The following is a 21,293-nucleotide window of genomic DNA, read 5'->3' as shown; positions in this document are numbered from 1 at the left end:
CGGGACAAACCTACTGCGCACGTGGCCCGGCGGGTGGCGGTGGCTGACGCGCGAACACGCGTCTGGCAGGCTGTAGGTCATGCCAATCGCGACCATCCCGCCGCGCATCAAGTGGGCCGTCGACCTCATGGACGTGCAACCCGCCGACCAGGTCCTCGAGATCGGCTGCGGCCCGGGTGCCGGCGCCGAGGCCATATGCAGCCACCTCGAGACGGGCAAGCTCTTCGCGATCGACCGCTCCGAGTCGGGCGTCGACCGCACCAAGCGTCGCAACCAGAAGTACGTCGACGCCGGCCGGCTCGTCGTACGCCAGATCGACCTCGCCACCCTCCGGGTCCCGGTGAAGCGGCTCAACAAGGTCTTCGCCTTCAACGTGAACCTGTTCTGGGTCCGCGCCTGCGACGACGAGATCGCGCTGCTCCACGAGCGGGTCGTCCCCGGTGGGGCGGTCTACCTCTTCTACGACGCCGTCCGCCCCGAGCTGGTGCCCAACATCGTGAAGAAGGCCTCGGAGAACCTGCTCCGCGGCGGTTTCCGCGTCAGCGTCGTCGAGCAGAAGGCTCCCCCGGTCATCGGGATCATCGCCAAGCGCTGAGCGCCCGCGGTGTCCATCCACCATGGGATGTCGACGAGAGGACACTTCCCGGCGTCAAGTGACATGGGGAAGTGACCACGGGCCGACATCCCATGGTGGAGGAGCAGCGCGAGCTACTTCTTCTTCTTCGTCTTCTTCTCCGGGCCGACGACGGCGAGCAGCTCGGGCTGGCTGAAGAGCTCGTGGGCGAGGGTCTTCACGTCGTCGTGCGTGACGCCCTCGATGCGGCGCACGACCTCGTCGATGGTGAGCAGCTCGTCGTAGACCAGCTCGGCCTTGCCGAGGCGCGACATGCGTGAGCCGGAGTCCTCGAGGCCCAGGAGCAGGCCGCCCTTGAGCTGGCCCTTGCCACGCTCGACCTCCTCCTCGGTGAGCCCGTCGGCCGCGACCTTGGCGAGCTCGGCGCGGACGGTCTCGACCACGGCGTCGTACTTGCCGGGCAGGCAGCCGACCGAGACCCCCACGACGCCCGCGTCGGCGTGGTGGCTTGCGAAGGAGTAGACGGAGTAGGCCAGGCCTCGAAGCTCACGCACCTCCTGGAACATCCGTGACGACGTGCCGCCACCGAGCGCGGTGTTGAGCACGCCGAGGGCGTAGCGCCGAGGATCGGTCCGGGTGAGTCCCTTCACGCCGAGGACCAGGTTGACCTGCTCCTGCGGACGCACCGTGCGCGCCTGTCCGGGGTGGACCTTGCGCGCCTTCTCCGCCTGCGCGGGCGCCGTCGGGGTGGACTCGCCGTCGAGGAAGCCCTGGCGGGCGAACGCCTGCTTCACCTGTCGTACGACGCTCGCGTGGTCGACGTTGCCGGCGACGGACACGACCATGTTGCCGGGCGTGTAGTGGCGCCGGTAGAAGCGGTGGATCTGTCCTCGCGTCATCGCCGTGATCGAGGCCTCCGTGCCGGCGATCGGTCGACCGAGCGGGGTGTCGCCCCACGCCTGGTGCGCGAAGAGGTTGTGCACGACGTCGTCGGGGTCGTCGTCGTGCATCGCGATCTCGTCGAGGATCACGTCACGTTCCGCCTCGACGTCGGCCTCGGTGATGGTCGAGGCGGTGACCATGTCGCCGAGCACGTCGACGGCGACCGCGAGGTCCTCGTCGAGGACGCGGGCGTGGAAGACCGTGTACTCCTTGGTGGTGAAGGCGTTGAACTCGCCGCCCACCGCGTCGAGCGCGACCGAGATCTCCATGGCGGTGCGCTCGGGCGTGCCCTTGAAGAGCAGGTGCTCGAGGAAGTGCGAGCAGCCGTGCAGGGCCGGGGTCTCGTCGCGCGAGCCGACGTTGACCCACACCCCGATGCTCGCCGAGCGGGTGCCGGCCATCTGCTCGGTGACGATCCGCAGGCCGCTGGGCAGGACCGTACGACGTACGCGCGAGGTCACCGCGCCCTCGGCGTCCTTGACGGTGTGGAGGGTGCGGGTGGTGCCGTTCTTCTGCACGGGGGTCCTTCCGAGTGCTGCAGGGTGCTGCGGGGGTCGTACGACGGGGTGGAACGCCACGACCGGCCGGCGGAGGCCGCCGGCCGGTCGTGGGTGGAGCTGGACGATCAGGTCACCGGAGCCTCACTCGGCGTCGACGGCCTCGGGAGCGTCCTCGGCCGGAGCCTCGGCACCCTCGTCCTCGACGACCGGGACCAGCGACAGCTTGCCGCGGTCGTCGATCTCGGCGATCGAGACCTGGACCTTCTGGCCCACGGAGAGGACGTCCTCGACGGCCTCGACGCGCTTGCCGCCGGCGAGGGCGCGCAGCTTGCTGATGTGCAGCAGGCCGTCCTTGCCGGGCATCAGCGAGACGAAGGCGCCGAAGTTGGTCGTCTTCACGACGGTGCCGAGGTAGCGCTCGCCGACCTCGGGCATCGTCGGGTTGGCGATCGCGTTGACCGCGGCCTTGGCGGCCTCGGCCGCCTCGCCGTTGGTCGCCCCGATGTAGACCGTGCCGTCGTCCTCGATGGACAGCGTCGCGCCCGTGTCGTCCTGGATCTGGTTGATCACCTTGCCCTTGGGGCCGATGACCTCGCCGATCTTGTCGACCGGGACGCGGACGGTGATGATGCGCGGCGCGTGGACCGACATCTCCTCCGGCGCGTCGATGGCCTCGGCCATCACGTCGAGGATCGCGAGGCGGGCGTCGCGCGCCTGGGTCAGCGCGGCAGCCAGGACCTCGGCGGGGATGCCGTCGAGCTTGGTGTCGAGCTGGAGGGCCGTGACGAACTCACGCGTGCCGGCGACCTTGAAGTCCATGTCGCCGAAGGCGTCCTCGGCACCGAGGATGTCGGTCAGCGCGACGTACTGGGTCTCGCCGTCGATCTCGCCGGAGATGAGGCCCATCGCGATGCCGGCGACGGCCGCCTTGAGCGGGACACCCGCCTGCAGGAGCGACAGCGTCGAGGCGCAGACCGAGCCCATCGAGGTCGAGCCGTTGGAGCCCATGGCCTCGGAGAGCTGGCGGATCGCGTAGGGGAACTCCTCGCGCGAGGGCAGCACGGGCAGGAGGGCACGACGCGCGAGCGCACCGTGGCCGACCTCGCGGCGCTTGGGCGAGCCCACGCGACCGGTCTCGCCGGTGGAGAACGGCGGGAAGACGTACTTGTGCATGTAGCGGCGGAACTTCTCCGGCGACAGCGTGTCGAGCTGCTGCTCGAGCTTGAGCATGTTGAGGGTGGTGACGCCCAGGATCTGCGTCTCGCCGCGCTCGAACAGCGCCGAGCCGTGGACCCGCGGGATCACGCCGACCTCGGCGTGCAGCGGACGGATGTCGGCCAGGCCGCGACCGTCGATGCGGATCTTGTCGCGCAGGACGCGCTCACGGACGACAGCCTTGGTGACCGAGCGGAACGCCGCGCCGATCTCCTTCTCGCGACCCTCGAACTGGCCGCCGATCTTGTCGAGCAGGGCGCCCTTGAGCTCGTCGGTGCGGGCCTCGCGCTCCTGCTTGTCGCCGATCTGCATCGCGGCGGCGAGGTCGGTCTTGGAGGCCTCCTCGACGGCGGCGTAGACGTCGTCCTCGTAGTCGAGGAAGACCGGGAAGTCCTGGACGGGCTTGGCGGCCTCGGCGGCGAGCTGCGACTGGGCCTCGCACAGCTGCTTGATGAAGGGCTTGGCGGCGTCGAGGCCACCGGCCACGACCTCCTCCGTCGGCGCCTGGGCGCCGCCCTGGACGAGCGCGATGGTCTCCTCGGTGGCCTCGGCCTCGACCATCATGATCGCGACGTCGCCGGTCTCGGTGACGCGGCCGGCGACGACCATGTCGAAGACGGCCGACTCGAGCTGCTGGTGGGTCGGGAAGGCCACCCACTGGCCGTCGATCAGGGCCACGCGCACGCCGCCGACCGGGCCGGAGAACGGCAGGCCGGAGAGCTGGGTGGACATCGACGCGGCGTTGATGGCCAGCACGTCGTAGGGCATGTTGGGGTCGAGGGCCATGACCGTGATGACGACCTGGACCTCGTTGCGCAGGCCCTTCTTGAAGGTCGGGCGCAGCGGGCGGTCGATCAGGCGGCAGGTGAGGATCGCGTCCTCGCCCGGGCGGCCCTCGGAGCGGAAGAACGAGCCGGGGATCTGGCCCACGGCGTACATCCGCTCCTCGACGTCGATGGTGAGCGGGAAGAAGTCGAAGTGGTCCTTCGGCTGCTTGGAGGCGGTCGTCGCCGAGAGCAGCATGGTCTCGTCGTCGAGGTACGCCGTGACGGCGCCGGCCGCCTGGCGGGCCAGCAGGCCGGTCTCGAACTTGACCGTGCGCTTGCCGAACGAACCGTTGTCGAGGACGGTCTCGACAGCGGAGATGATGGGTTCACTCATGGAAGCAGGACTCTGCTTTCTCTTCGCGGAGCGATCCGCGGCGCCCACTCTCCCGTGACGGGGCGGGGCTTCGAAGCCCCGCGAGGCCGGTCTTCGATCGAGGCCCGCAGATCCGTTGATCTGAAGGCCACTACCGAGGACCGAGCCGGACGTGCGGGTCGCTCCTGTTGGGTGGTTGTTCAGTTGTGACGGCCCGACACTAGCGCGGCGGGCCGGTGAAGCGAGAAGGAGCGGCTCCCCGGCACGGGGAACCGCTCCTCGCGATCAGCGGCGGAGGCCGAGGCGCTCGACGATGGAGCGGTAGCGCTCGATCTCCGTCTTCTGGAGGTAGTTGAGCAGCCGGCGGCGCTGGCCGACGAGCAGCAGCAGACCACGACGGCTGTGGTGGTCGTGCTTGTGCGACTTGAGGTGCTCGGTGAGGTGCGAGATGCGGTGGCTGAGCAGCGCGATCTGGACCTCGGGCGAACCGGTGTCGCCCTCGGCGACGGCGTACTCGGCGATGATCTTCTTCTTGGTCTCCGCGTCGGTTCCGATCGACATGAAGGCTCCTTCGGTTGTCTCGTTGCGCGGCGCGCCCGGGCCTGTTCACCGGGGCACTCTGGATCCGCGGCCGTTGTCACGGCGTGTCGCCCGCCTGGGCAACCGCAGAAGCATATCGAGGCGCTGGAGGGAAGGCCCAATCCGCGCCGCGCGACGAGGAGCGCCTCAGACCGCGGGCGGGGGCGGCGGGTCCGAGACGTCGGTGCGCTGCGTGGTGGCCTGGCGGCCCTGGGCGTCCGTGGTGGTAGCCGTGGTGGTGTGCTTGCGGCGGGTGTTCTGCTGCACGATCGTCAGCACGAGCCACAGTGCGCCGGCGAGCGCGAGGATGATGCCGAGGGTCCACATGTTGAGGGGACCCACCTCCTGGTCGTTGAGCGCGAACGCGAGGATCAGGCCCACGACGATGAGGCCGATCGGTCCTCCGAAACCCATGACTCTCTCCATTCTCTCGGGATGCCGACCCGTGACCGGGTGGGCGGGGCAGAGTCTGTCCGCTCCCCTGTCGGCTGTCATCCCCCGGAGGGGGGCGCGCGTGCGAACATCGCACCATGGACGAGCGACGGATCGGTGTCTGCAACCTGTGCGAGGCGATCTGCGGACTCGAGCTGACCGTCCGGGGCCGCGACGTCGTGGGCGTGCGGGGCAATCCGGCCGATCCCCTGTCGCGCGGCCACATCTGCCCCAAGGGCGTCGCCATCGCGGACGTGTACGCCGACCCGGACCGGTTGCGACGACCGGTGCGGCGGGTCGGTGAGGGCGCGTCCGCGCGCTGGGAGGAGATCGGCTGGGACGAGGCGTTCGACCTGGTCGCCGACAACCTCGCCCGGGTGATCAACGAGCACGGCGACGACGCGCTCGCGGTCTACCTCGGCAACCCCAACGCCCACAGCCTCGGCTCGCTCACCCACGGCACCGCGATGTTCAAGTCGTTCCGGACGAGGAACCGCTACTCCGCCACGTCGGTCGACCAGCTCCCCCACCAGCTCGTGGCCCACCTGATGTTCGGCCACCAGCTCTTCCTGCCGATCCCTGACATCGACCGCACGTCGTGGTTCCTGGTGGTCGGGGCCAACCCGATGGCCTCCAACGGGTCGCTGATGACGGTGCCCGACTTCCCGCGGCGCGTGCGCGACCTCCGCGCCCGCGGCGGCCGGATGGTCGTGCTCGACCCACGGCGCACCGAGACCGCGAAGGTGGCCGACGAGCACCACTTCGTCAGGCCCGGCACCGACGCCTGGGTGCTGCTCGCGATGCTGCACGTCCTCACCACGGAGGCTGGCACCGGTGCAGGTCCGACCGTGCCGCCGTACGTCGACGGGCTGAGGACCGTGGTGGACCTCGTCGCCGACTTCACCCCCGAACGCGCCGAGGCGATGAGCGGGCTGCCGGCCGACGAGGTCCGCCGGCTCGCCCGCGAGCTCGTCGCCGCGGACGCCGGGGTCGTCTACAGCCGGATCGGGGTCTCCGCCGGGCCGTGGGGCACGGTCTGTCAGTGGGCGGTGAACTGCCTCAACGTCCTCAGCGGCAACCTCGACCGGGTGGGCGGCGCGATGTTCACCTCCCCCGCCATCGACGCCGTCGGCACCGGCCTCATCGGCCGCGGCCACCACGACGCGTGGCGCTCGCGGGTCCGCGGCCTCCCGGAGACGGCCAGCGAGCTGCCCGTCGCCGCCCTGCGCGAGGAGATCGAGACGCCCGGCGAGGGCCAGGTGCGCGCGATGCTGACAGTGGCGGGAAACCCGGTCCTGTCCACGCCCGACGGCTCGCGTCTCGACGCCGCCCTGCGGGGCCTCGAGTTCATGGCGGCGGTGGACATCTACGTCAACGAGACCACCCGCCACGCCGATGTGATCCTGCCGCCGACGACCGCGCTCGAGCGGGACCACTACGACCTGGTGTTCCACCTGCTCGCCGTCCGCGACACGGCCCGGTTCACACCCGCGGTCTTCGACAAGGAGGCCGACCAGCGCCACGACTGGGAGATCTTCCGCGAGATCACGCTGCGCACGACCGCGCGGCTGGACCGCAAGGCCGGGCTGAAGAAGCGCCTGGTGCAGCGCGCCCGCCTCACGGCCAGCCCGACCTTCCTCGTCGGCCAGCTCCTGCGCCGCGGGTCGAGCGGCGTCACCCTGAGGAAGCTGCGGGCCCGGCCGGCCGGCATCGACCTCGGGCCGCTGCGCGGCGGGCAGCTCCCCGGCCGGCTCCCCTCGAAGGGCAAGCGCGTCGACCTCGCACCCTCCCTGGTGGCGGCCGACGTCGCCCGGCTCGCCGCGGTGCCCACGCCGGAGGACGACGGGCTGGAGCTGCTGCTGATCGGACGCCGGCACAAGCAGGACTGCAACTCGTGGATGCACAACTCCGAGCGGCTCACGAGGGGCCGCCCGCGCCACCAGCTGCTGATGCACCCCACGGACCTCGCGCGCCGCGACCTCGCCGATGGCGCGCGCGTGCGCATCACGTCGCGGACCGGGTCGGTCGAGGTCGAGGTCGCCGCTTCGGAGGACCTGATGCCCGGCGTCGTCTCCCTCCCCCACGGCTACGGGCACGCCAGGGACGGCGTGCTGATGAGCCGCAGCCGCGAGGTGCCCGGCGTCTCGATCAACGACCTGACCGACCCCGAGCTGCTCGACGTCTCGGGCAACGCCGCGCTCAACGGCGTACCGGTCGCCGTCACTCCTGCCTGACGTCGTGACGCTGCCGTGACGCACAGGAGCCCCCGGGCTGGACAGCTGGCGGGGGCTCCTGTGGTTCAGGCGGGCGCGGACGTCAGGTGCTGACGTCGCCCAGGACGGCGAGCACGTCGTCGGGCGTCTGCGCCGCGTCGAGCCGGGCGATGCTCTCGTCGTCTGTGAACGCGCCGGCGAGCGCCTGGAGGACCGTGAGGTGGTCGTCGCCGGCACCGGCGATGCCGACGACGTACTTCGCGGGGCTGCCCTTCCAGTCGATCGGCTGGTCGTAGCGGACGAACGAGATGGCCGTCTGGCGGATCAGGGCCTTGGCCTCGTTGGTGCCGTGCGGGATCGCCAGGCCGTTGCCCATGAAGGTCGACACCGAGGTCTCACGCTCGTGCATCGCGTCGACGTAGGCGTCGTCCACTGCACCGCTCGCGACCAGCAGCCGCCCCGCCTCGGTGATGGCTCCGTCGCGGTCGGTGGCCTGACCGCCGAGGACGATGGACTCCCGGCTCAGTACGTCGCTCATCTGGTGCCTCTCTCTGTCACTGGTCGTGGGTCTGGTCAAGACTGCCTGTTCCATCATGACCGGCACCCGGCCCTCCGCAACCGCGGAGGGCCGGGCTCAGGGGTGTGTGCCGGTCCTCAGGAGCTGGACGAGTTGTTCTGCTCGACCAGCTCGACGATCTCGTCGTACTTGGGGCTGGCCATGAAGTTGTCCACCGAGACGTGCACGGCGGACGGCGTCCGCTCGCGGGCACGGTCGGTGAGGTCCTGGTGGGTGACCACCAGGTCGACGTCGTCCTCGAGCGTGGAGATCGCCTTGTTGACCACGGTCACCTCGGGGTGACCGGCGGCCTGGATCTTCTTGCGGAGCACCGAGGCGCCCATCGCCGACGAGCCCATGCCGGCGTCGCAGGCGAAGACGATGGTGCGGATCTCCTTGGTGGCCGTGGCGGTGCCCGTGGCGGCACCGGCGGTGGTGCCGGTCAGCGCGCTGGCGACCGACGACTTCTTGCCCTTGTTGGCCTCCATCTGCGCGGTGGCTGCGGCCAGGTCCACGTCGTCCTCGCTCTTGTCGAGCTTGAGCAGGACGGCCGACACGAGGAACGAGACGATCAGGGCGCTGGACCAGCAGAGCGTGACGCCCAGGACGCTGCCCTTGGCCACGGAGGAGTAGACCGCGAAGATCGAGCCCGGAGCAGCCGGCGCGACGAGGCCCGAGTCGAAGATGACGTTCATCAGGGTGCCGGTCGCGCCGCCCGCGATGAGGGCGAGCAGCAGGCGCGGCTTGGCGAGCACGTAGGGGAAGTAGACCTCGTGGATGCCGCCGAGGAACTGGATCACGAGGGCGCCCGGAGCAGTGGCCTTGGAGACGCCCTTGCCGAACACCATGAACGCGAGAAGCATGCCGGCACCCGGGCCGGGGTTGGCCTCGAGGAGGAAGAGGGCCGAGTGGCCGAGCTGCTTGGCCTGGTCCAGGCCGAGCGGCGTCAGCACGCCGTGGTTGATCGCGTTGTTGAGGAAGAGCACCTTGGCGGGCTCGATGAAGATCGCGGTGAACGGCAGCAGGCTGTTGTCGATCAGGAACTCGACGACGTTGCCGAGGACCTCCATGACGAAGCGCACGATCGGGCCGAGGATGAACATCGCGCCGATCGCGAGGAGGGCACCGGCGATACCGGCGGAGAAGTTGTTGACGAGCATCTCGAAGCCGGGCTTGATCTTGCCCTCCCAGAGCCCGTCGAGCTTCATGATCACGTAGCCGCCGAGGGGGCCCATGATCATGGCGCCGAGGAACATCGGGGAGCCGCCGGTCTCGGAGTAGACCTCATTGAACAGCGGCGAGCTGGTCGCCATGATGATGCCCATCGTCGCGGTCGCACCGACGACGCCGCCGCGGATCCGGTAGATGTTGTAGCCGCCGGTGTAGGCGATGAGGAGCGGGATCAAGTAGTAGATGCCGGGCCCGACGATGGTGGCGATCTTCTCGTTGGGCGTCCAGCCGACGGGGATGAAGAACGCGGTGATCAGGCCCCACGCGATGATCGCGCCGATGTTGGGCATGACCATGTTGGACAGGAACGTGCCGAACTTCTGCACGCGTACGCGTGCCCCGGATCCGGCGGTGGGTGTGGTCGTCGTCGCCATGCTGAGCTTCCTCCATTGGAACGTGGGGTGACCCCCATCACATGATGAGGGGATCACACCACACGACCGGGCCTGTTGCCAAGCATCCGGGCACGAATTCGTGCCCGAATTTGTGGCTTTACCCGGAAAACGGGCAGGTTCAGGGCATCAGCGGCCGAGATTGGCCTCGAAGAGGGCCCTCTCCGCCTCGTCGTTCCACGTGTCGCCGGCGCCGAGCTTGGCGGCGACGTCCGGGAAGGAGTCCTTCAGCTCGTCGACGCCCGTCAGGGGCAGGTCGTGGATCTGCGGGAAGATCAGGACCTTGCCGGAGTAGCGGGCGTCGACCAGGGCCTGCAGACCGTCCTTGGCCGCGGACATGCCGCCGACGGCACCCACGATCGAGCCCGGGGACAGCTCGCCCGAGGTCGCCAGGTCGACGACCTTCTGCTGGTCGTGGATGGTCAGGCCCGAGGTGCCGGTGTACTGCGCGTTGTCGAGGTAGACCGCGCTCAGGTTGAGCGGTGCCAGCGTGCCGTTGGGGACGCCGGCGAAGAAGACCAGCATGCCGTCGGCGTTCATCACCGTGTCCGCCTCGGCCATCACGTCCGCGATCGGGACGCTCACGACCACGTCGTCCGCGCCCTTGCCGTCCGTGAGCCCCATGACGAAGTCGCGGAGCGACTGCTCGGAGGTCTGGGAGTTGAAGGTCACCAGCTCGCAGTCGTTGCTCGCGGCGAGGTGGGCCAGCCGGTCCTCGAGCGCCCTGAGGCGCTCGTCGCTCACCTCGGTGGCGACGATGGTGCGAGGCCCGTCGCTCTGCTGGATGGCCCGCTGGACGTGCATCAGCCCCATCGGACCGCCGGCGCCGACGAACACCGTCGTACCGCGGGGGCGCAGGTCGGCGCGGTTGCGTGCCTCCCCGTAGGAGTCGGCGATGTCCGGACCGCGCCCACCGATGTACGCCGTGTAGTCGTAGTGCAGGCGGCCCACGTCGGTGCTCACCAGGCCGTCGAGGGCGGTCTCTCCGACCATGTTCATCGTCCCGCGCCGCGCGATGTGGGTCGCGATGGCGCCCACGGTGTCCGCGGAGCGCGGGTCGAGCACCACGATGTCGTCGAAGCCGGCGCCGTCGGTGAGCTCGTCCACGAGTGCCTGGTAGTCCCCGGTGCCGAGGCCGTCGCGCACGACGACCGTGGCGGACGTGGCCTCGGCGAGCGCCGCCACCGACGCGGGCGCGTCGGTCAGCACGATGGTCGCGGGGGCGTCCAGGCCCGACGAGAAGGCGTACTCCCGCTCGTCACCGGGCCGCCCGACGATCCACATCGTGCCGCCGGGCTTCGGCTCGAGGCGCCGGCGCTGTGTGTAGGCCGCCATCACGCACCCCCACGGCTCCAGCGTCGAGCCCTCCGCGTAGCCCATCGAGTCCGGCAGCGGCAGCAGGCAGGCACCGTCGTCGGTCTCGAGCATCTCCGCGCCCATCAGGTGGTACTGGATGAGGCCGCCGGGGATGGTGTAGCCGTAGGCCGTGCTCATCCCGTCCTGGTAGATGTCGGGCTGCACGGCGAGCCGCTGGCCGGCGTGGTAGCGGTCCTTGAGGTTGTCGCCGACCTCGATGACCGTGAGGCTCACCTCGTGGCCGAGCCGGGTCGGCTCCTTCGCCAGGTCGCGGTTGTAGAGCTTGGGGTGGCTGCCGCCCTGGCGCATGATCTTCACGTCGGAGAAGCAGAGGCCGACGCTGTCGATGCGCACGAGCATGTGGTCGGCGTCGGGCCTCGGGATCGGGACGAGCTCGGGCGAGCTGTCCTTGCCCATGTTGTCCTCCCCCGCGCCGTGCAGGAGCCAGGCCCAGGCCTGCTCGGGCACGTCGGAGTCGGCGGCGCGGTAGTCGTCGTACGCAGATGTCATGGGTTCCTCCGAGAGGGATGGATGGGAGGTGGGTGGATGGGAGGGCGCGGGGCTCAGTGGCCCAGCACCTCGCGGACGGCGGCGCGGGCCGCCATCGGGTCGGGAGCTCCGAGCGCGGCCTCGGCCGCCGCCTCGCACGTCTCCAGCGAGACCCGGCTGAGCTGGGCGCCAACAGGTCGTACGGCGCGTGCCGCCATCGACAGCGACGTGATGCCCATGCCGATGAGGGCCGTCGCGAGGAGCGGGTCGGCCGCGGCCTCGCCGCAGACGCCGACCGGCTTGCCGGCCTCCGTGCCGGCATGGGCGGTGATCGCGATCAGCTGGAGCACGGCGGGCTGCCACGGGTCCGTGAGGTGGGCGAGGTCGGTCGCCATCCGGTCGGCCGCCATGGCGTACTGGGTGAGGTCGTTGGTGCCGATCGACAGGAAGTCGACGACCTCGAGCATCCGGTGCGCGAGCAGCGCGGCGCTCGGGATCTCGACCATCACGCCCGCCTTGAGGCCGCGGGAGCGGACCTTCTCGGCGAAGTCGGACGCCTCGGCGACGGTGGCGACCATCGGTGCCATCACCCAGGTCTCGGTGCCGGTGCGCTCGGCCGCCGCGGCGATGCCGTCGAGCTGGCGCTCCATCAGGCCGGGGTTGTCGAAGCTCAGCCGCAGCCCGCGCACGCCGAGCGCCGGGTTCTCCTCGCCGGCGTGGGTGGCGAAGGCGATCGGCTTGTCCGAGCCGGCGTCGAGCGTGCGGACGACGACGTAGCGACCGTCGGAGTAGGGCGCGAGCACCGCGCTGTAGATGTCGGCCTGCTCCTCGACGCTCGGCTCCTCCTTGCGGTCGAGGAAGCAGAGCTCGGTGCGGAACAGACCCACTCCCTGCACGGGCTCGACGCCCGCGGACTCCGCGGACGCGCCGTCGGCGACGTTGGCGAGCAGCTTGAGCGGCAGCCCGTCGAGGGTGGCCGCGGGGCCGGTCCAGCTGGCGAGCTCCTCGCGCAGTCGACGGCTCTCGTCGACGCGGCCGCGGGCCTCGTCGGGGTCGGCGCCGAGCTCGATGGCGCCGGTCTCGCCGTCGACGACGACGAAGGTGCCGGCGTCGAGCTCCATGACACCGGCCGCACCGACGACGCAGGGGATGCCGAGCTGCCGGGCGATGATCGCGGTGTGGCTGGTCGCGCCACCGCGCTCGGTGACCAGCGCGGTCACCAGCGCAGGGTCGAGGCCCGAGGTGTCGCTCGGGGCGAGGTCCTCGGCCACCAGGATCGACGGCTCGCTCGGGGTCGGGACGCCCGGCGGCGGCTCGCCGACGAGGTGGGCGACCACGCGGCGCTCGATGTCGCGCAGGTCGGTGACACGCTCGGCCATCAGGCCGCCCATGGTGGTGAAGATGGTGACGAACTGGTCGACGGCGCCCTGCACCGCGGCGACGGGTCCCTGCCCGGCCTGCAGGTTCTTGCTGACGGCGCCGCGCAGTCCCTTGTCGCGGGCGAGCCCGGCGCTCGCGGTGAGCACCTCGGCCGCCGCGCCCTGGGCGGACTCCGCCTTGGAGGTGAAGGTGTCCGCGACCGCGCCCGCCGCGTCGTCGTACGCGGCCAGGGCTGCGTCGGCGTCGGCGAAGTCACCGTCGCCGAAGCGAGCGATCGCCTCGGGTGAGACCTCGCCGCGGACGTGGAGGACGGGGCCGGCCGCGACGCCCGGCACGACCGGGGTCCCGCTCAAGCTGCCGCTGGGGCCAGAGGGTGTGGTCATGGACACACCGTAGAACAGGCCGTAGTTGACATGCAACACATTCGGGACTAAAACAACACATACGCAGATCCGCGCACCGCTCGGGAGAGGAGGACCATGTACGCCGAGGAACGACAGCAGGCCATGGCCCAGCTGATCAGTCGACGCGGCCGGCTGTCGGTGGTCCAGCTCGCCGAGGAGTTCGAGGTCACGACCGAGACCGTGCGCCGTGACCTCTCCACCCTCGACCGCATGGGTGTGGTGCGCCGGGTCCACGGCGGCGCGGTGCCCGCCGGGTCCCTGACGGTCATCGAATCAGGGATCATCGAGCGCGACCAGTCCAACACGCAGGCCAAGGAGGCGATCGCCAACGCCGCGGTCGCACTCCTCCCGCCGCCCGACTCGGTCGTGGTCATCGACGCCGGCACCACCACCGCGCGCTTCGCGGCCGCACTCCCCCGCGACCACCGGCTGACCGTCATCACACACGCGGTCCCCGTGGCCACCCGTCTCGCCGGCCTCCCCCAGATCGAGCTGCACCTCCTGCCCGGGCGCGTCCGTCCCGCGACGCACGCCGCGGTCGGGTCGGAGACCGTCGCCGCACTCGCCGAGCTGCGCGCCGACGTCGCCTTCGTCGCGACCAACGGACTCACCGTCGGGCACGGCCTCACGACCCCCGACAGCGACGAGGCGGCCAGCAAGCGGGCGATCATCGCCTGCGCGCGGCGGACCGTGGTGCTCGCCGACTCCACCAAGCTCGGCGTGGAGAACGCGGTGCGGTTCGCCACCCTCGACAGCATCGACGTGCTGGTGACCGACAGCGCCATCGAGGCCGTGGACCGCCGGGCCCTGGAGAACGCAGGAATCGAGGTGGTGGTCGCATGATCCTGACCCTGACGCCCAACCCGAGCATCGACCGCACGGTGGCGCTCGACGGAGAGCTCTCGCGCGGCCAGGTCCACCGCGTCGCCTCGGTGACCTCGCAGGGCGGCGGCAAGGGAGTGAACATCTCGCGCGCCGCCATCAGCGCCGGCATCCCCAGCATCGCCGTCGTACCGGCTGCGAAGGACGACCCGTTCGTCCTCGAGCTGCTGACCGCCGGCATCGACTGCCGTCCCGTCCAGCCTGCCGGCGACGTCCGCGTCAACCTCACGATCACCGAGCCCGACGGCACCACCACCAAGCTCAACTCCCCCGGCGCCGCCGTGCTCCCGCTGCACCTCGAGCTGATGGCCCAGGCGGTGCTCGTCCGCGCCTCGAGCGCCGACTGGACCGTGCTGGCGGGCTCCTTGCCCGCCGGCGCACCCGCCGGGTTCTACGCCGAGCTCGTACGACGCCTGCGCGAGGTCGGCGGCCGCGTGGCGGTCGACACCAGCGAGGCGCCGCTGCAGGCCCTCGTCGACGCGCTGCCAGGGTCGGCGCCCGACCTGATGAAGCCCAACGGCGAGGAGCTCGCCTCCTTCACCGGAGGCGACGCCGACCAGCTCGAGTCCGACCCCGCCGCCACGGCCGCGGCCGCCCGGCAGCTCATCGAACGCGGCGTCGGCGCCGTGCTGGCCACCCTCGGCGGCAACGGCGCCGTGCTGGTGACCAGCGAGGGCGCCTGGCACGCCACCCCGCCGCCCACCACCGTCGTCAGCACCGTCGGTGCGGGCGACTCCTCCCTCTTCGGCTACCTGCTCGGCGACATCAGGGGTCTTGCGGCCCCCGACCGCCTGGCGTTGGCTGTGGCCTACGGCAGCGCCGCCGCAGGTCTGCCCGGCACCACCATCCCCCAGCCCGACCACGTCCGCGCGGACCTGGTGGGCGTCACCCCCCTCGGAGACACCGCATGACCGACCTCATCACCACCGACCTCGTGCGCCTCGGCGCCGACTGGGGCCAGGACAAGCACGACGTGATCCGTGCCCTCGCCGCGGTCGTCGACGACGCCGGACGGGCCACCGACCGCGACCAGCTCGTCGCGGACGCCTTCGCGCGCGAGTCGACCTCGTCGACCGGCCTCCCGGGCGGGATCGCCATCCCGCACTGCCGGACGACGGGGGTCGACACGCCGACCCTCGCCTTCGCGCGGCTCGAGCCGCCGGTGGACTTCGGCGCCAAGGACGGGCCGGCCGACCTCGCGTTCCTCATCGCGGCTCCCGCCGGCGGGGACGCGGACCACCTGACGATCCTCACCAAGCTCGCCCGTGCGCTGGTGAAGCCCGCCTTCACCGACGCGCTCCGCTCCGCCGGTTCGGACGAGGAGGTCGTCGACCTCGTCACCCACGAGCTCGGTGAGCCGGCCCCCGCCAAGGCCGCCCCTGCCTCCGGGGCTCCTTCCGGGACGGCCACGCCCACCCAGGGCGAGGTCGCGCCCGCCGCGGGCTCGGCTGCCGCCGCGGCGCCCGTCACCTCCGGCACCGGCGCGAAGCCGTCGCTCGTCGCGGTCACCGCCTGCCCGACCGGCATCGCCCACACCTACATGGCCGCCGAGGCCCTCGAGGCCGCCGCCACGCGGGCCGGGGTCGACCTCCAGGTCGAGACCCAGGGCTCCGCGGGATCGACGCCCCTGGCCCCGTCGACGATCGCCGCCGCCGGCGCGGTCATCTTCGCGGTCGACGTGGGCGTGCGGGACCGGGCGCGCTTCGCGGGCAAGCCGATGGTCAGCTCGGGCGTCAAGCGCCCGATCGACGACGCCGACGCCATGATCGCCGAGGCGCTGCGCTATGCCGCCGACCCGACGAGCGCCCCCAAGGTGGAGGGCACGGCCACCGAGGGCGGCGACGTGTCCACCGCGAAGCAGTCGGTCGGAGCGACCGTCCGCCGGGTCCTGATGACCGGCGTCTCCTACATGATCCCGTTCGTCGCGGCGGGCGGTCTCCTGATCGCCCTCGGCTTCCTGTTCGGCGGCTACGAGATCGTCAACGACGGCCAGTCCATCGCGGTGGACAACACGTTGTTCAACCTGCCGGACGTCAACGAGTTCGGCCTCGACCACGCCCTGTTCGGCAGCTCGCTGTTCGCCTACCTGGGAGCCCTGCTCTTCACCCTGGGCGCCGCGGCCTTCGGCTTCCTCGTCCCGGCGCTGGCCGGCTACATCGCGTACGCCATCGCCGACCGCCCCGGCATCGCACCGGGCTTCGTGATGGGTGCCATCGCCGGCACGCTCAACTCCGGCTTCCTCGGTGGCATCGTCGGCGGGGTGCTCGCCGGTGTCGTCGCCCTGTGGATCACCCGCTGGAAGGTCCCCACCTGGATGCGCGGCCTGATGCCCGTGCTGGTCATCCCCCTGCTGGCGACGCTGATCAGCGGCTTCGTGATGGTCGTCCTGCTCGGCAAGCCGCTCGCCGCGCTGATGAGCAACCTCGCCGACGGCCTCAACAGCCTGCAGGGCGGCTCGGCGGTCGTGCTCGGCATCATCCTCGGGCTCATGATGGCCTTCGACATGGGCGGTCCGCTCAACAAGACCGCGTACGCCTTCGCGACCGCGGGCCTCGGCGCCGCGGCCACCGCCACCGATGCCCCGGAGCTCAAGGTCATGGCCGCGGTCATGCTCTCGGGCATGGTCCCCCCGCTCGCGCTCGCGCTGGCGACCGTCGTACGTCCCGGCCTGTTCACGGTGCCCGAGCGCGAGAACGGCAAGGCCGCCTGGGCGATGGGCGCGTCCTTCATCACCGAGGGCGCGATCCCGTTCGCGGCGGCCGACCCGCTGCGCGTGATCCCGTCGATCATGGCCGGCAGCGCCGTCACCGGCGCCCTGTCGATGGGCCTCGACGTCGGCCTCCGCGCGCCGCACGGCGGCATCTTCGTGCTGTTCGCGGTCGACAACAAGCTGTGGTTCGTCGTCGCCCTCCTCGCCGGCACGCTGGTCGCCGCCGCGCTCGTGATCGTGCTGAAGAGCATCGGCCGCTCCGACGCCGACGTGGCGACCGTCTGACCCGTCTCGCCCCTCTGATCCGACCCGACACCAACCCTCAAGGAGAACCATGCCCAGCAAGTCCGTCGTCGTCGGCTCCGCCGTCGGCCTGCACGCCCGTCCCGCCGCGATCATCGCCGAGAAGGCCGGCGAGCTCGGCTCGGACGTCACCATCAACGGCGTCGACGCCAGCTCGTCGCTGATGATCATGACCCTCGGTGCCGGCAACGGCGACACCGTGGAGGTGGCGGGCGACGACCAGGCCGCCGTCGACGCGATCGCCGCGCTCGTCGAGCAGGACCTCGACGCCTGAGGTCCTGACACCACGTCCTGATGGGCGGTGGTCCAGCCACATTCCGTACGGCGGAACTGTGGCTGGGTCACCGCCCATCGGCGTGTCCGGGCTCGACACGCCCATGAGCGGTGGTCCAGCCACCTTCTGCGCCCCAGGAATGTGGGTGGACCACCGCTGCCAGCGCCAGGGCGGGCGTACGTCAGTCGCGGTCGCGGGTCGCGAGGTAGACCGCGCGCATGCCGACGGCCCGCTCCAGCTGCCGCTCGACGACGGAGAAGAACTGCCGGCGGTAGGTGTCGTCGGTGACGGCCGAGACCGTGAAGTAGAAGCCGCTGAAGGAGGCGAGGAACAGCGAGACCTTCAGCAGCGAGAACGTCACGTGGGACAACCCGGGCACCTCGTTGAGGGTGTCGAGCTGGGTCCAGGCCTTCTGCGTCTCGGTCTCCATGACGAGCGAGCCGAACAGCATGAAGAACACGAAGACCGTCGCCGACAGCAGCACGACCTGGACCGTCTGGATGACCAGGAGCACGAGGATGAGGTTCCAGCGCTCGAACCCGTCGACCTGGGCGTGGTCCTGCGGATCGATCGACGGGTCAGCAGCCACCTCGCGGCTGGCCTGCTCCAGCGGTGTGCCGGCGCACGCGCGTACGACGAACGCGCCGTCGACCTCGTCGTCGACCCGGTCGACCTCCTCGGGCAGGCGCGTCATGAGGAACAGGACCGCCAGGCCGAGCATCAGCAGGACGGTGAACCACAGCGTGCCGAAGCGCAGGTTGCTCGTCATCTGCCACGCCTCGGCGTTGACGAACAGGAAGGTCACGAACACCAGGAGCAGCGGGAGGGCGCGCGAGGCCATCGGCACCAGGTAGCGCAGGCTGCCGAGGGTGCGCGACAGGGCGAACCCGAGGATCGGGCGGGCGTGCAGCGCCGTCGCGGCGTACCAGAGCAGGCCGAGGAACACGACCGTGATCCAGACGGCGGGGCCGGCGCTGTAGGTGTCGACCGCCCAGCCCAGGAGCGCGCCCGCCGCGGCTGCGACGAGCGCCAGCAGGACCAGCAGCGGCACGAGCCGCCGGGCCCGGAGTCCGGCCCGGGCCGCGGCACGCTCCTCGGCGACGAAGTAGGGCAGGCCGTGGGCGAGGAACCACTCCTCGACAGGCGTGTGCCGGGTGGTCACGCGAGCAGCTCGCGCGCGCGACGCACGTCGTCGTCCATGGTCTCGATGAGCGCCTCGACGCCCTCGAACTTCACCTGTCCGCGCAGGTGGTCGACGAACTCGACCACGACCTCGACGCCGTAGAGCTCGAGGTCGTCGCGATCGAGGACGTAGGACTCCACGCGGCGCTCGCGCTCGCCGTCGAAGGTCGGGTTGGTGCCCACGGAGATCGCGGCCGGGTAGCGCTCCCCCGTGTCGAGCCGGGTCAGCCAGCCGGCGTACACCCCGTCGGCGGGCGCGGCATCGACCGGAGGGATCGGGACGTTGGCCGTCGGGTAGCCCAGCTCGCGACCGCGCTTGTCACCCTCGATGACGGTCCCGCGGACGGTGAAGGGGCGGCCGAGCGCCTCGGCGGCACCAGCGACGTCGCCGGTGGCGAGGCACTGGCGGACGTAGGTCGAGCTCCACACCTGCGGACCGCCGTCGAGCGCGACGCCGACGGTCTCGAACCCCCGTGACGCACCCGCCTCGGCCAGGGTGGCGACGTCACCGGCGGCCCTCGCCCCGAAGCGGAAGTTGGCGCCGACCACGACCGCGGAGGCGTGGAGGGTGCCGACGAGGACGCGGTCGATGAACTCCTCGGGCGACCAGCCGGCGACGTCCCGGTCGAAGGCGACGACCAGCGCCGCGTCGACCCCGGCGCGCTCGAGGAGACCGGCACGGGTCTCGATCGAGGTGAGGGTGGGCGGCGCGTGGTCGGGCCGCAGCACCGCCATGGGGTGCGGGTCGAAGGTCACCGCGACCACGGTGTCGACGCCGAGGCGGTCCGCGGTCCTGCGTGCCTCCCGCAGCACGTGGGCGTGCCCGAGGTGCACGCCGTCGAAGTTCCCGATGCTGACCACGGTGCGGCCGAGGTCGGCCGGCACGTCGTCGACTCCACGCCAGATCTGCACCGGAAGAGAGTAGCGGCGCGGGGGCCCCACCCCGCGCCGCCGGTCCCCCACTCGGATGGCCCGGCCCCGCGTCGGCACTGCCGTGCGTCGGCGCGGATGCCCCTGGTGGGACACCCTCAGGTTGCGCCAGCCGTCCGCCGCTCGTACATCCGGAAAACGACGGACCGGCCCAGCGACCACCCCTGCGAGGGGACGATCATTGGACGAAGACTGCCACCGGCTTCGCCCGGGACCCGCGCTGCTCGTAGAGGGCGAGGAACTCACCGTCGGGGGCGAAGACCGCGACCGGTCCCGTGCTCGGGAGCTCGAGGTCGAGGGCGCGACCGAAGCGCACGTGCGCGGCCTGCTCGTCGTCGAGGTCGAGTACCGGGAACGTCGCCCGCGCCGCGTCCGCGATCGGCAGCACGGCGACGTCGTCGGCGAGCTCGTCGAGGGTGCGGGCGACGGAGAGGTCGAAGGGCCCGACCGCCGTACGACGCAGCGCCGTGAGGTGGCCGCCGACACCGAGCGCCGCGCCGACGTCGCGGGCGATCGCGCGGACGTAGGTGCCCGACGAGCACCGCACTCGGATGTCGACGTCGAGCCGGTCGCCGACCACCCGCTGGTCGAGGACCTCGAGGGAGTGGATCGTCACGGGTCGCGCCTTCAGCTCGACCTGCTCGCCGTCCCGCACGCGGGCGTAGGCCCGCTTGCCGTCGACCTTGATGGCCGACACGGCGGTCGGCACCTGCATGATCTCGCCGACCTGCTGCTCGAGCGACTCCCGGACCGCGTCCGGCTGGAGCGAGGAGGCGGGGGTGGCGGCGACCACCTCACCCTCGGCGTCGTCGGTGGTCGTCGAGACGCCGAGCCGCACGGTGGCGTCGTACGCCTTCTCGGTCAGCACGAGGTGGCCGAGCAGGCGGGTGGCGCGGTCGACGCCGAGGACCAGGACGCCCGTCGCCATCGGGTCGAGCGTGCCGGCGTGGCCGACCTTACGGGTGCCCGCGAGCCGGCGCACCCGGGCGACGACGTCGTGCGAGGTCATGCCCGGGGACTTGTCGACGACGACCAGTCCGGGGTCGACCATCAGTCGCGGTCGCCCTCGTCGAGCGGGTCGAGCTCGTCGTCCTCGTCCAGCTCGTCCAGCTCGTCGTCGTCCTCGACCACGCGCGGCTTCTTGTAGGGGTCGGCGTCGCCGGCGTAGGCCTCGACCCGACGGGCGGCGACCTCCTCGTCCTGCTGGCGGGCGCGCGCGAGCACCTCGTCGAGCGCGCGGGCACTCTCGGGGAGCGCGTCGGGGATGAAGGTCAGCGACGGCACGATGCGCATGCCGAGCTGCTTGGCGACCTCGGAGCGGATGACGCCCTTGGCCGACTCGAGCGCGGCGGCGGTGCTGGCGAGGTCGTCGTCGGCGCCGAGCACGGTGTAGAAGATCGAGGCCTGCTGCGAGTCGCCGGTGACGCGGACGTCGGTCACGGTCACGAACCCGAGCCGCGGGTCCTTGATCCGCCGCTCGAGCATCTCGGCGACGATCACCTGGATCCGGTCGGCGATCTTGCGGACGCGGGGGTTGGTCATGGATCCACTCTCTCAAGTCGCCGCCCGGCGCACCGGGTGGGGGAAGTCTTGCGCGGTTGGGCCGTTGC

18 protein-coding genes are annotated in these 21,293 nt (G+C 71.2%); 6 read left to right on the top strand and 12 right to left on the bottom strand.

Annotated elements, in window-relative coordinates:
- Positions 1 to 79: 79 nt before the first annotated feature.
- Entirely contained in the window at positions 80 to 595 is a 516-nt protein-coding gene (locus tag L2K70_RS06365) for a class I SAM-dependent methyltransferase (RefSeq protein ID WP_236400486.1), read from the top strand.
- A 113-nt stretch (positions 596 to 708) separates the two neighbouring features.
- Here the strand turns inward: L2K70_RS06365 and L2K70_RS06360 are convergent, their stop codons facing one another.
- From L2K70_RS06360 to L2K70_RS06345, 4 genes are all read right to left on the bottom strand, one after another.
- Complete coding sequence (locus L2K70_RS06360) at positions 709 to 2,034, bottom strand: M16 family metallopeptidase (RefSeq protein WP_236400484.1); 1,326 nt, start codon at positions 2,032 to 2,034, stop codon at positions 709 to 711.
- A 123-nt stretch (positions 2,035 to 2,157) separates the two neighbouring features.
- A complete protein-coding gene (locus tag L2K70_RS06355) occupies positions 2,158 to 4,392 on the bottom strand; it encodes a polyribonucleotide nucleotidyltransferase (RefSeq protein WP_236400482.1) in 2,235 nt (744 codons plus the stop codon).
- Between the two features lie 264 nt (positions 4,393 to 4,656).
- Positions 4,657 to 4,932: a 30S ribosomal protein S15 gene (gene rpsO, locus L2K70_RS06350; protein WP_201935159.1), complete on the bottom strand. Its 276-nt coding sequence runs from the start codon at positions 4,930 to 4,932 to the stop codon at positions 4,657 to 4,659.
- A gap of 165 nt (positions 4,933 to 5,097) precedes the next feature.
- Entirely contained in the window at positions 5,098 to 5,364 is a 267-nt protein-coding gene (locus L2K70_RS06345) for a DUF6458 family protein (RefSeq protein ID WP_236400480.1), read from the bottom strand.
- Positions 5,365 to 5,480: 116 nt separating this feature from the next.
- On the opposite strand from L2K70_RS06345, the gene L2K70_RS06340 reads away from it, so the two are divergent.
- Positions 5,481 to 7,616, top strand: coding sequence for a molybdopterin-dependent oxidoreductase (locus L2K70_RS06340; RefSeq protein WP_236400478.1), 2,136 nt, complete (start codon positions 5,481 to 5,483; stop codon positions 7,614 to 7,616).
- A gap of 82 nt (positions 7,617 to 7,698) precedes the next feature.
- On the opposite strand, the gene L2K70_RS06335 is transcribed toward L2K70_RS06340, so the two are convergent.
- The 4 genes from L2K70_RS06335 to ptsP all read right to left on the bottom strand — a co-directional run bounded on the left by L2K70_RS06335 (position 7,699) and on the right by ptsP (position 13,381).
- A complete protein-coding gene (locus tag L2K70_RS06335; RefSeq protein WP_236400476.1) occupies positions 7,699 to 8,133 on the bottom strand; it encodes a PTS mannitol transporter subunit IIA in 435 nt (144 codons plus the stop codon).
- A 116-nt stretch (positions 8,134 to 8,249) separates the two neighbouring features.
- Positions 8,250 to 9,755, bottom strand: coding sequence for a PTS mannitol transporter subunit IIBC (locus L2K70_RS06330; protein ID WP_236400473.1), 1,506 nt, complete (start codon positions 9,753 to 9,755; stop codon positions 8,250 to 8,252).
- A 147-nt stretch (positions 9,756 to 9,902) separates the two neighbouring features.
- Positions 9,903 to 11,639 (bottom strand): alcohol dehydrogenase catalytic domain-containing protein, encoded by a 1,737-nt coding sequence (locus L2K70_RS06325; protein WP_236400471.1) that lies wholly within the window; start codon positions 11,637 to 11,639, stop codon positions 9,903 to 9,905.
- A 53-nt stretch (positions 11,640 to 11,692) separates the two neighbouring features.
- Positions 11,693 to 13,381, bottom strand: coding sequence for a phosphoenolpyruvate--protein phosphotransferase (gene ptsP / locus L2K70_RS06320; RefSeq protein ID WP_236400469.1), 1,689 nt, complete (start codon positions 13,379 to 13,381; stop codon positions 11,693 to 11,695).
- Between the two features lie 96 nt (positions 13,382 to 13,477).
- Between ptsP and L2K70_RS06315 the strand changes: the two genes are divergently transcribed.
- Genes L2K70_RS06315 through L2K70_RS06300 form a run of 4 tightly spaced genes read left to right on the top strand, consistent with a single transcriptional unit; the run spans position 13,478 to position 17,571 of the window.
- Positions 13,478 to 14,245, top strand: a complete 768-nt coding sequence (locus L2K70_RS06315) for a DeoR/GlpR family DNA-binding transcription regulator (RefSeq protein WP_236400467.1) — start codon at positions 13,478 to 13,480, stop codon at positions 14,243 to 14,245.
- On the top strand, positions 14,242 to 15,195 hold the full coding sequence (locus L2K70_RS06310) for a 1-phosphofructokinase family hexose kinase (RefSeq protein WP_236400465.1): 954 nt from the start codon (positions 14,242 to 14,244) through the stop codon (positions 15,193 to 15,195). Before L2K70_RS06315 ends, L2K70_RS06310 begins: the two co-directional genes overlap by 4 nt.
- Positions 15,192 to 17,279, top strand: coding sequence for a PTS fructose transporter subunit IIABC (locus L2K70_RS06305; protein WP_236400463.1), 2,088 nt, complete (start codon positions 15,192 to 15,194; stop codon positions 17,277 to 17,279). The genes L2K70_RS06310 and L2K70_RS06305 overlap by 4 nt, the downstream gene beginning before the upstream one ends.
- A gap of 49 nt (positions 17,280 to 17,328) precedes the next feature.
- Positions 17,329 to 17,571: an HPr family phosphocarrier protein gene (locus L2K70_RS06300; protein ID WP_056602465.1), complete on the top strand. Its 243-nt coding sequence runs from the start codon at positions 17,329 to 17,331 to the stop codon at positions 17,569 to 17,571.
- Between the two features lie 181 nt (positions 17,572 to 17,752).
- On the opposite strand, the gene L2K70_RS06295 is transcribed toward L2K70_RS06300, so the two are convergent.
- From L2K70_RS06295 to rbfA, 4 genes are all read right to left on the bottom strand, one after another.
- On the bottom strand, positions 17,753 to 18,733 hold the full coding sequence (locus L2K70_RS06295; protein ID WP_236400460.1) for a hypothetical protein: 981 nt from the start codon (positions 18,731 to 18,733) through the stop codon (positions 17,753 to 17,755).
- A complete protein-coding gene (locus tag L2K70_RS06290; protein ID WP_236400458.1) occupies positions 18,730 to 19,665 on the bottom strand; it encodes a bifunctional riboflavin kinase/FAD synthetase in 936 nt (311 codons plus the stop codon). Before L2K70_RS06290 ends, L2K70_RS06295 begins: the two co-directional genes overlap by 4 nt.
- 196 nt (positions 19,666 to 19,861) lie before the next feature.
- Positions 19,862 to 20,734 carry a tRNA pseudouridine(55) synthase TruB gene (gene truB / locus L2K70_RS06285; RefSeq protein ID WP_236400456.1) on the bottom strand — a complete coding sequence of 291 codons (873 nt, stop codon included), beginning with the start codon at positions 20,732 to 20,734 and terminating at the stop codon, positions 19,862 to 19,864.
- Positions 20,734 to 21,225, bottom strand: a complete 492-nt coding sequence (rbfA, locus tag L2K70_RS06280) for a 30S ribosome-binding factor RbfA (RefSeq protein ID WP_236400454.1) — start codon at positions 21,223 to 21,225, stop codon at positions 20,734 to 20,736. The genes truB and rbfA overlap by 1 nt, the downstream gene beginning before the upstream one ends.
- Positions 21,226 to 21,293 lie beyond the last annotated feature (68 nt).

This window comes from Nocardioides potassii, from assembly GCF_021648885.1.
Taxonomy (GTDB): Bacteria; Actinomycetota; Actinomycetes; order Propionibacteriales; family Nocardioidaceae; genus Nocardioides; species Nocardioides potassii.
Note: the sequence above shows the minus strand (reverse complement) of the source record. Positions and strands in the feature narration are given on the sequence as shown.

What these genes read in the sequence shown, in the direction of transcription:
- L2K70_RS06300 (WP_056602465.1), top strand. Translation starts at nt 17,329, where the DNA reads ATGCCCAGCAAGTCCGTCGTCGTCGGCTCCGCCGTCGGCCTGCACGCC.
- L2K70_RS06345 (WP_236400480.1), bottom strand. Translation starts at nt 5,364, where the DNA reads ATGGGTTTCGGAGGACCGATCGGCCTCATCGTCGTGGGCCTGATCCTC.
- L2K70_RS06305 (WP_236400463.1), top strand. Translation starts at nt 15,192, where the DNA reads ATGACCGACCTCATCACCACCGACCTCGTGCGCCTCGGCGCCGACTGG.
- ptsP (WP_236400469.1), bottom strand. Translation starts at nt 13,381, where the DNA reads ATGACCACACCCTCTGGCCCCAGCGGCAGCTTGAGCGGGACCCCGGTC.
- rpsO (WP_201935159.1), bottom strand. Translation starts at nt 4,932, where the DNA reads ATGTCGATCGGAACCGACGCGGAGACCAAGAAGAAGATCATCGCCGAG.
- L2K70_RS06340 (WP_236400478.1), top strand. Translation starts at nt 5,481, where the DNA reads ATGGACGAGCGACGGATCGGTGTCTGCAACCTGTGCGAGGCGATCTGC.
- L2K70_RS06310 (WP_236400465.1), top strand. Translation starts at nt 14,242, where the DNA reads ATGATCCTGACCCTGACGCCCAACCCGAGCATCGACCGCACGGTGGCG.
- L2K70_RS06330 (WP_236400473.1), bottom strand. Translation starts at nt 9,755, where the DNA reads ATGGCGACGACGACCACACCCACCGCCGGATCCGGGGCACGCGTACGC.
- truB (WP_236400456.1), bottom strand. Translation starts at nt 20,734, where the DNA reads ATGGTCGACCCCGGACTGGTCGTCGTCGACAAGTCCCCGGGCATGACC.
- L2K70_RS06325 (WP_236400471.1), bottom strand. Translation starts at nt 11,639, where the DNA reads ATGACATCTGCGTACGACGACTACCGCGCCGCCGACTCCGACGTGCCC.
- L2K70_RS06315 (WP_236400467.1), top strand. Translation starts at nt 13,478, where the DNA reads ATGTACGCCGAGGAACGACAGCAGGCCATGGCCCAGCTGATCAGTCGA.
- L2K70_RS06335 (WP_236400476.1), bottom strand. Translation starts at nt 8,133, where the DNA reads ATGAGCGACGTACTGAGCCGGGAGTCCATCGTCCTCGGCGGTCAGGCC.
- rbfA (WP_236400454.1), bottom strand. Translation starts at nt 21,225, where the DNA reads ATGACCAACCCCCGCGTCCGCAAGATCGCCGACCGGATCCAGGTGATC.
- L2K70_RS06365 (WP_236400486.1), top strand. Translation starts at nt 80, where the DNA reads ATGCCAATCGCGACCATCCCGCCGCGCATCAAGTGGGCCGTCGACCTC.
- L2K70_RS06355 (WP_236400482.1), bottom strand. Translation starts at nt 4,392, where the DNA reads ATGAGTGAACCCATCATCTCCGCTGTCGAGACCGTCCTCGACAACGGT.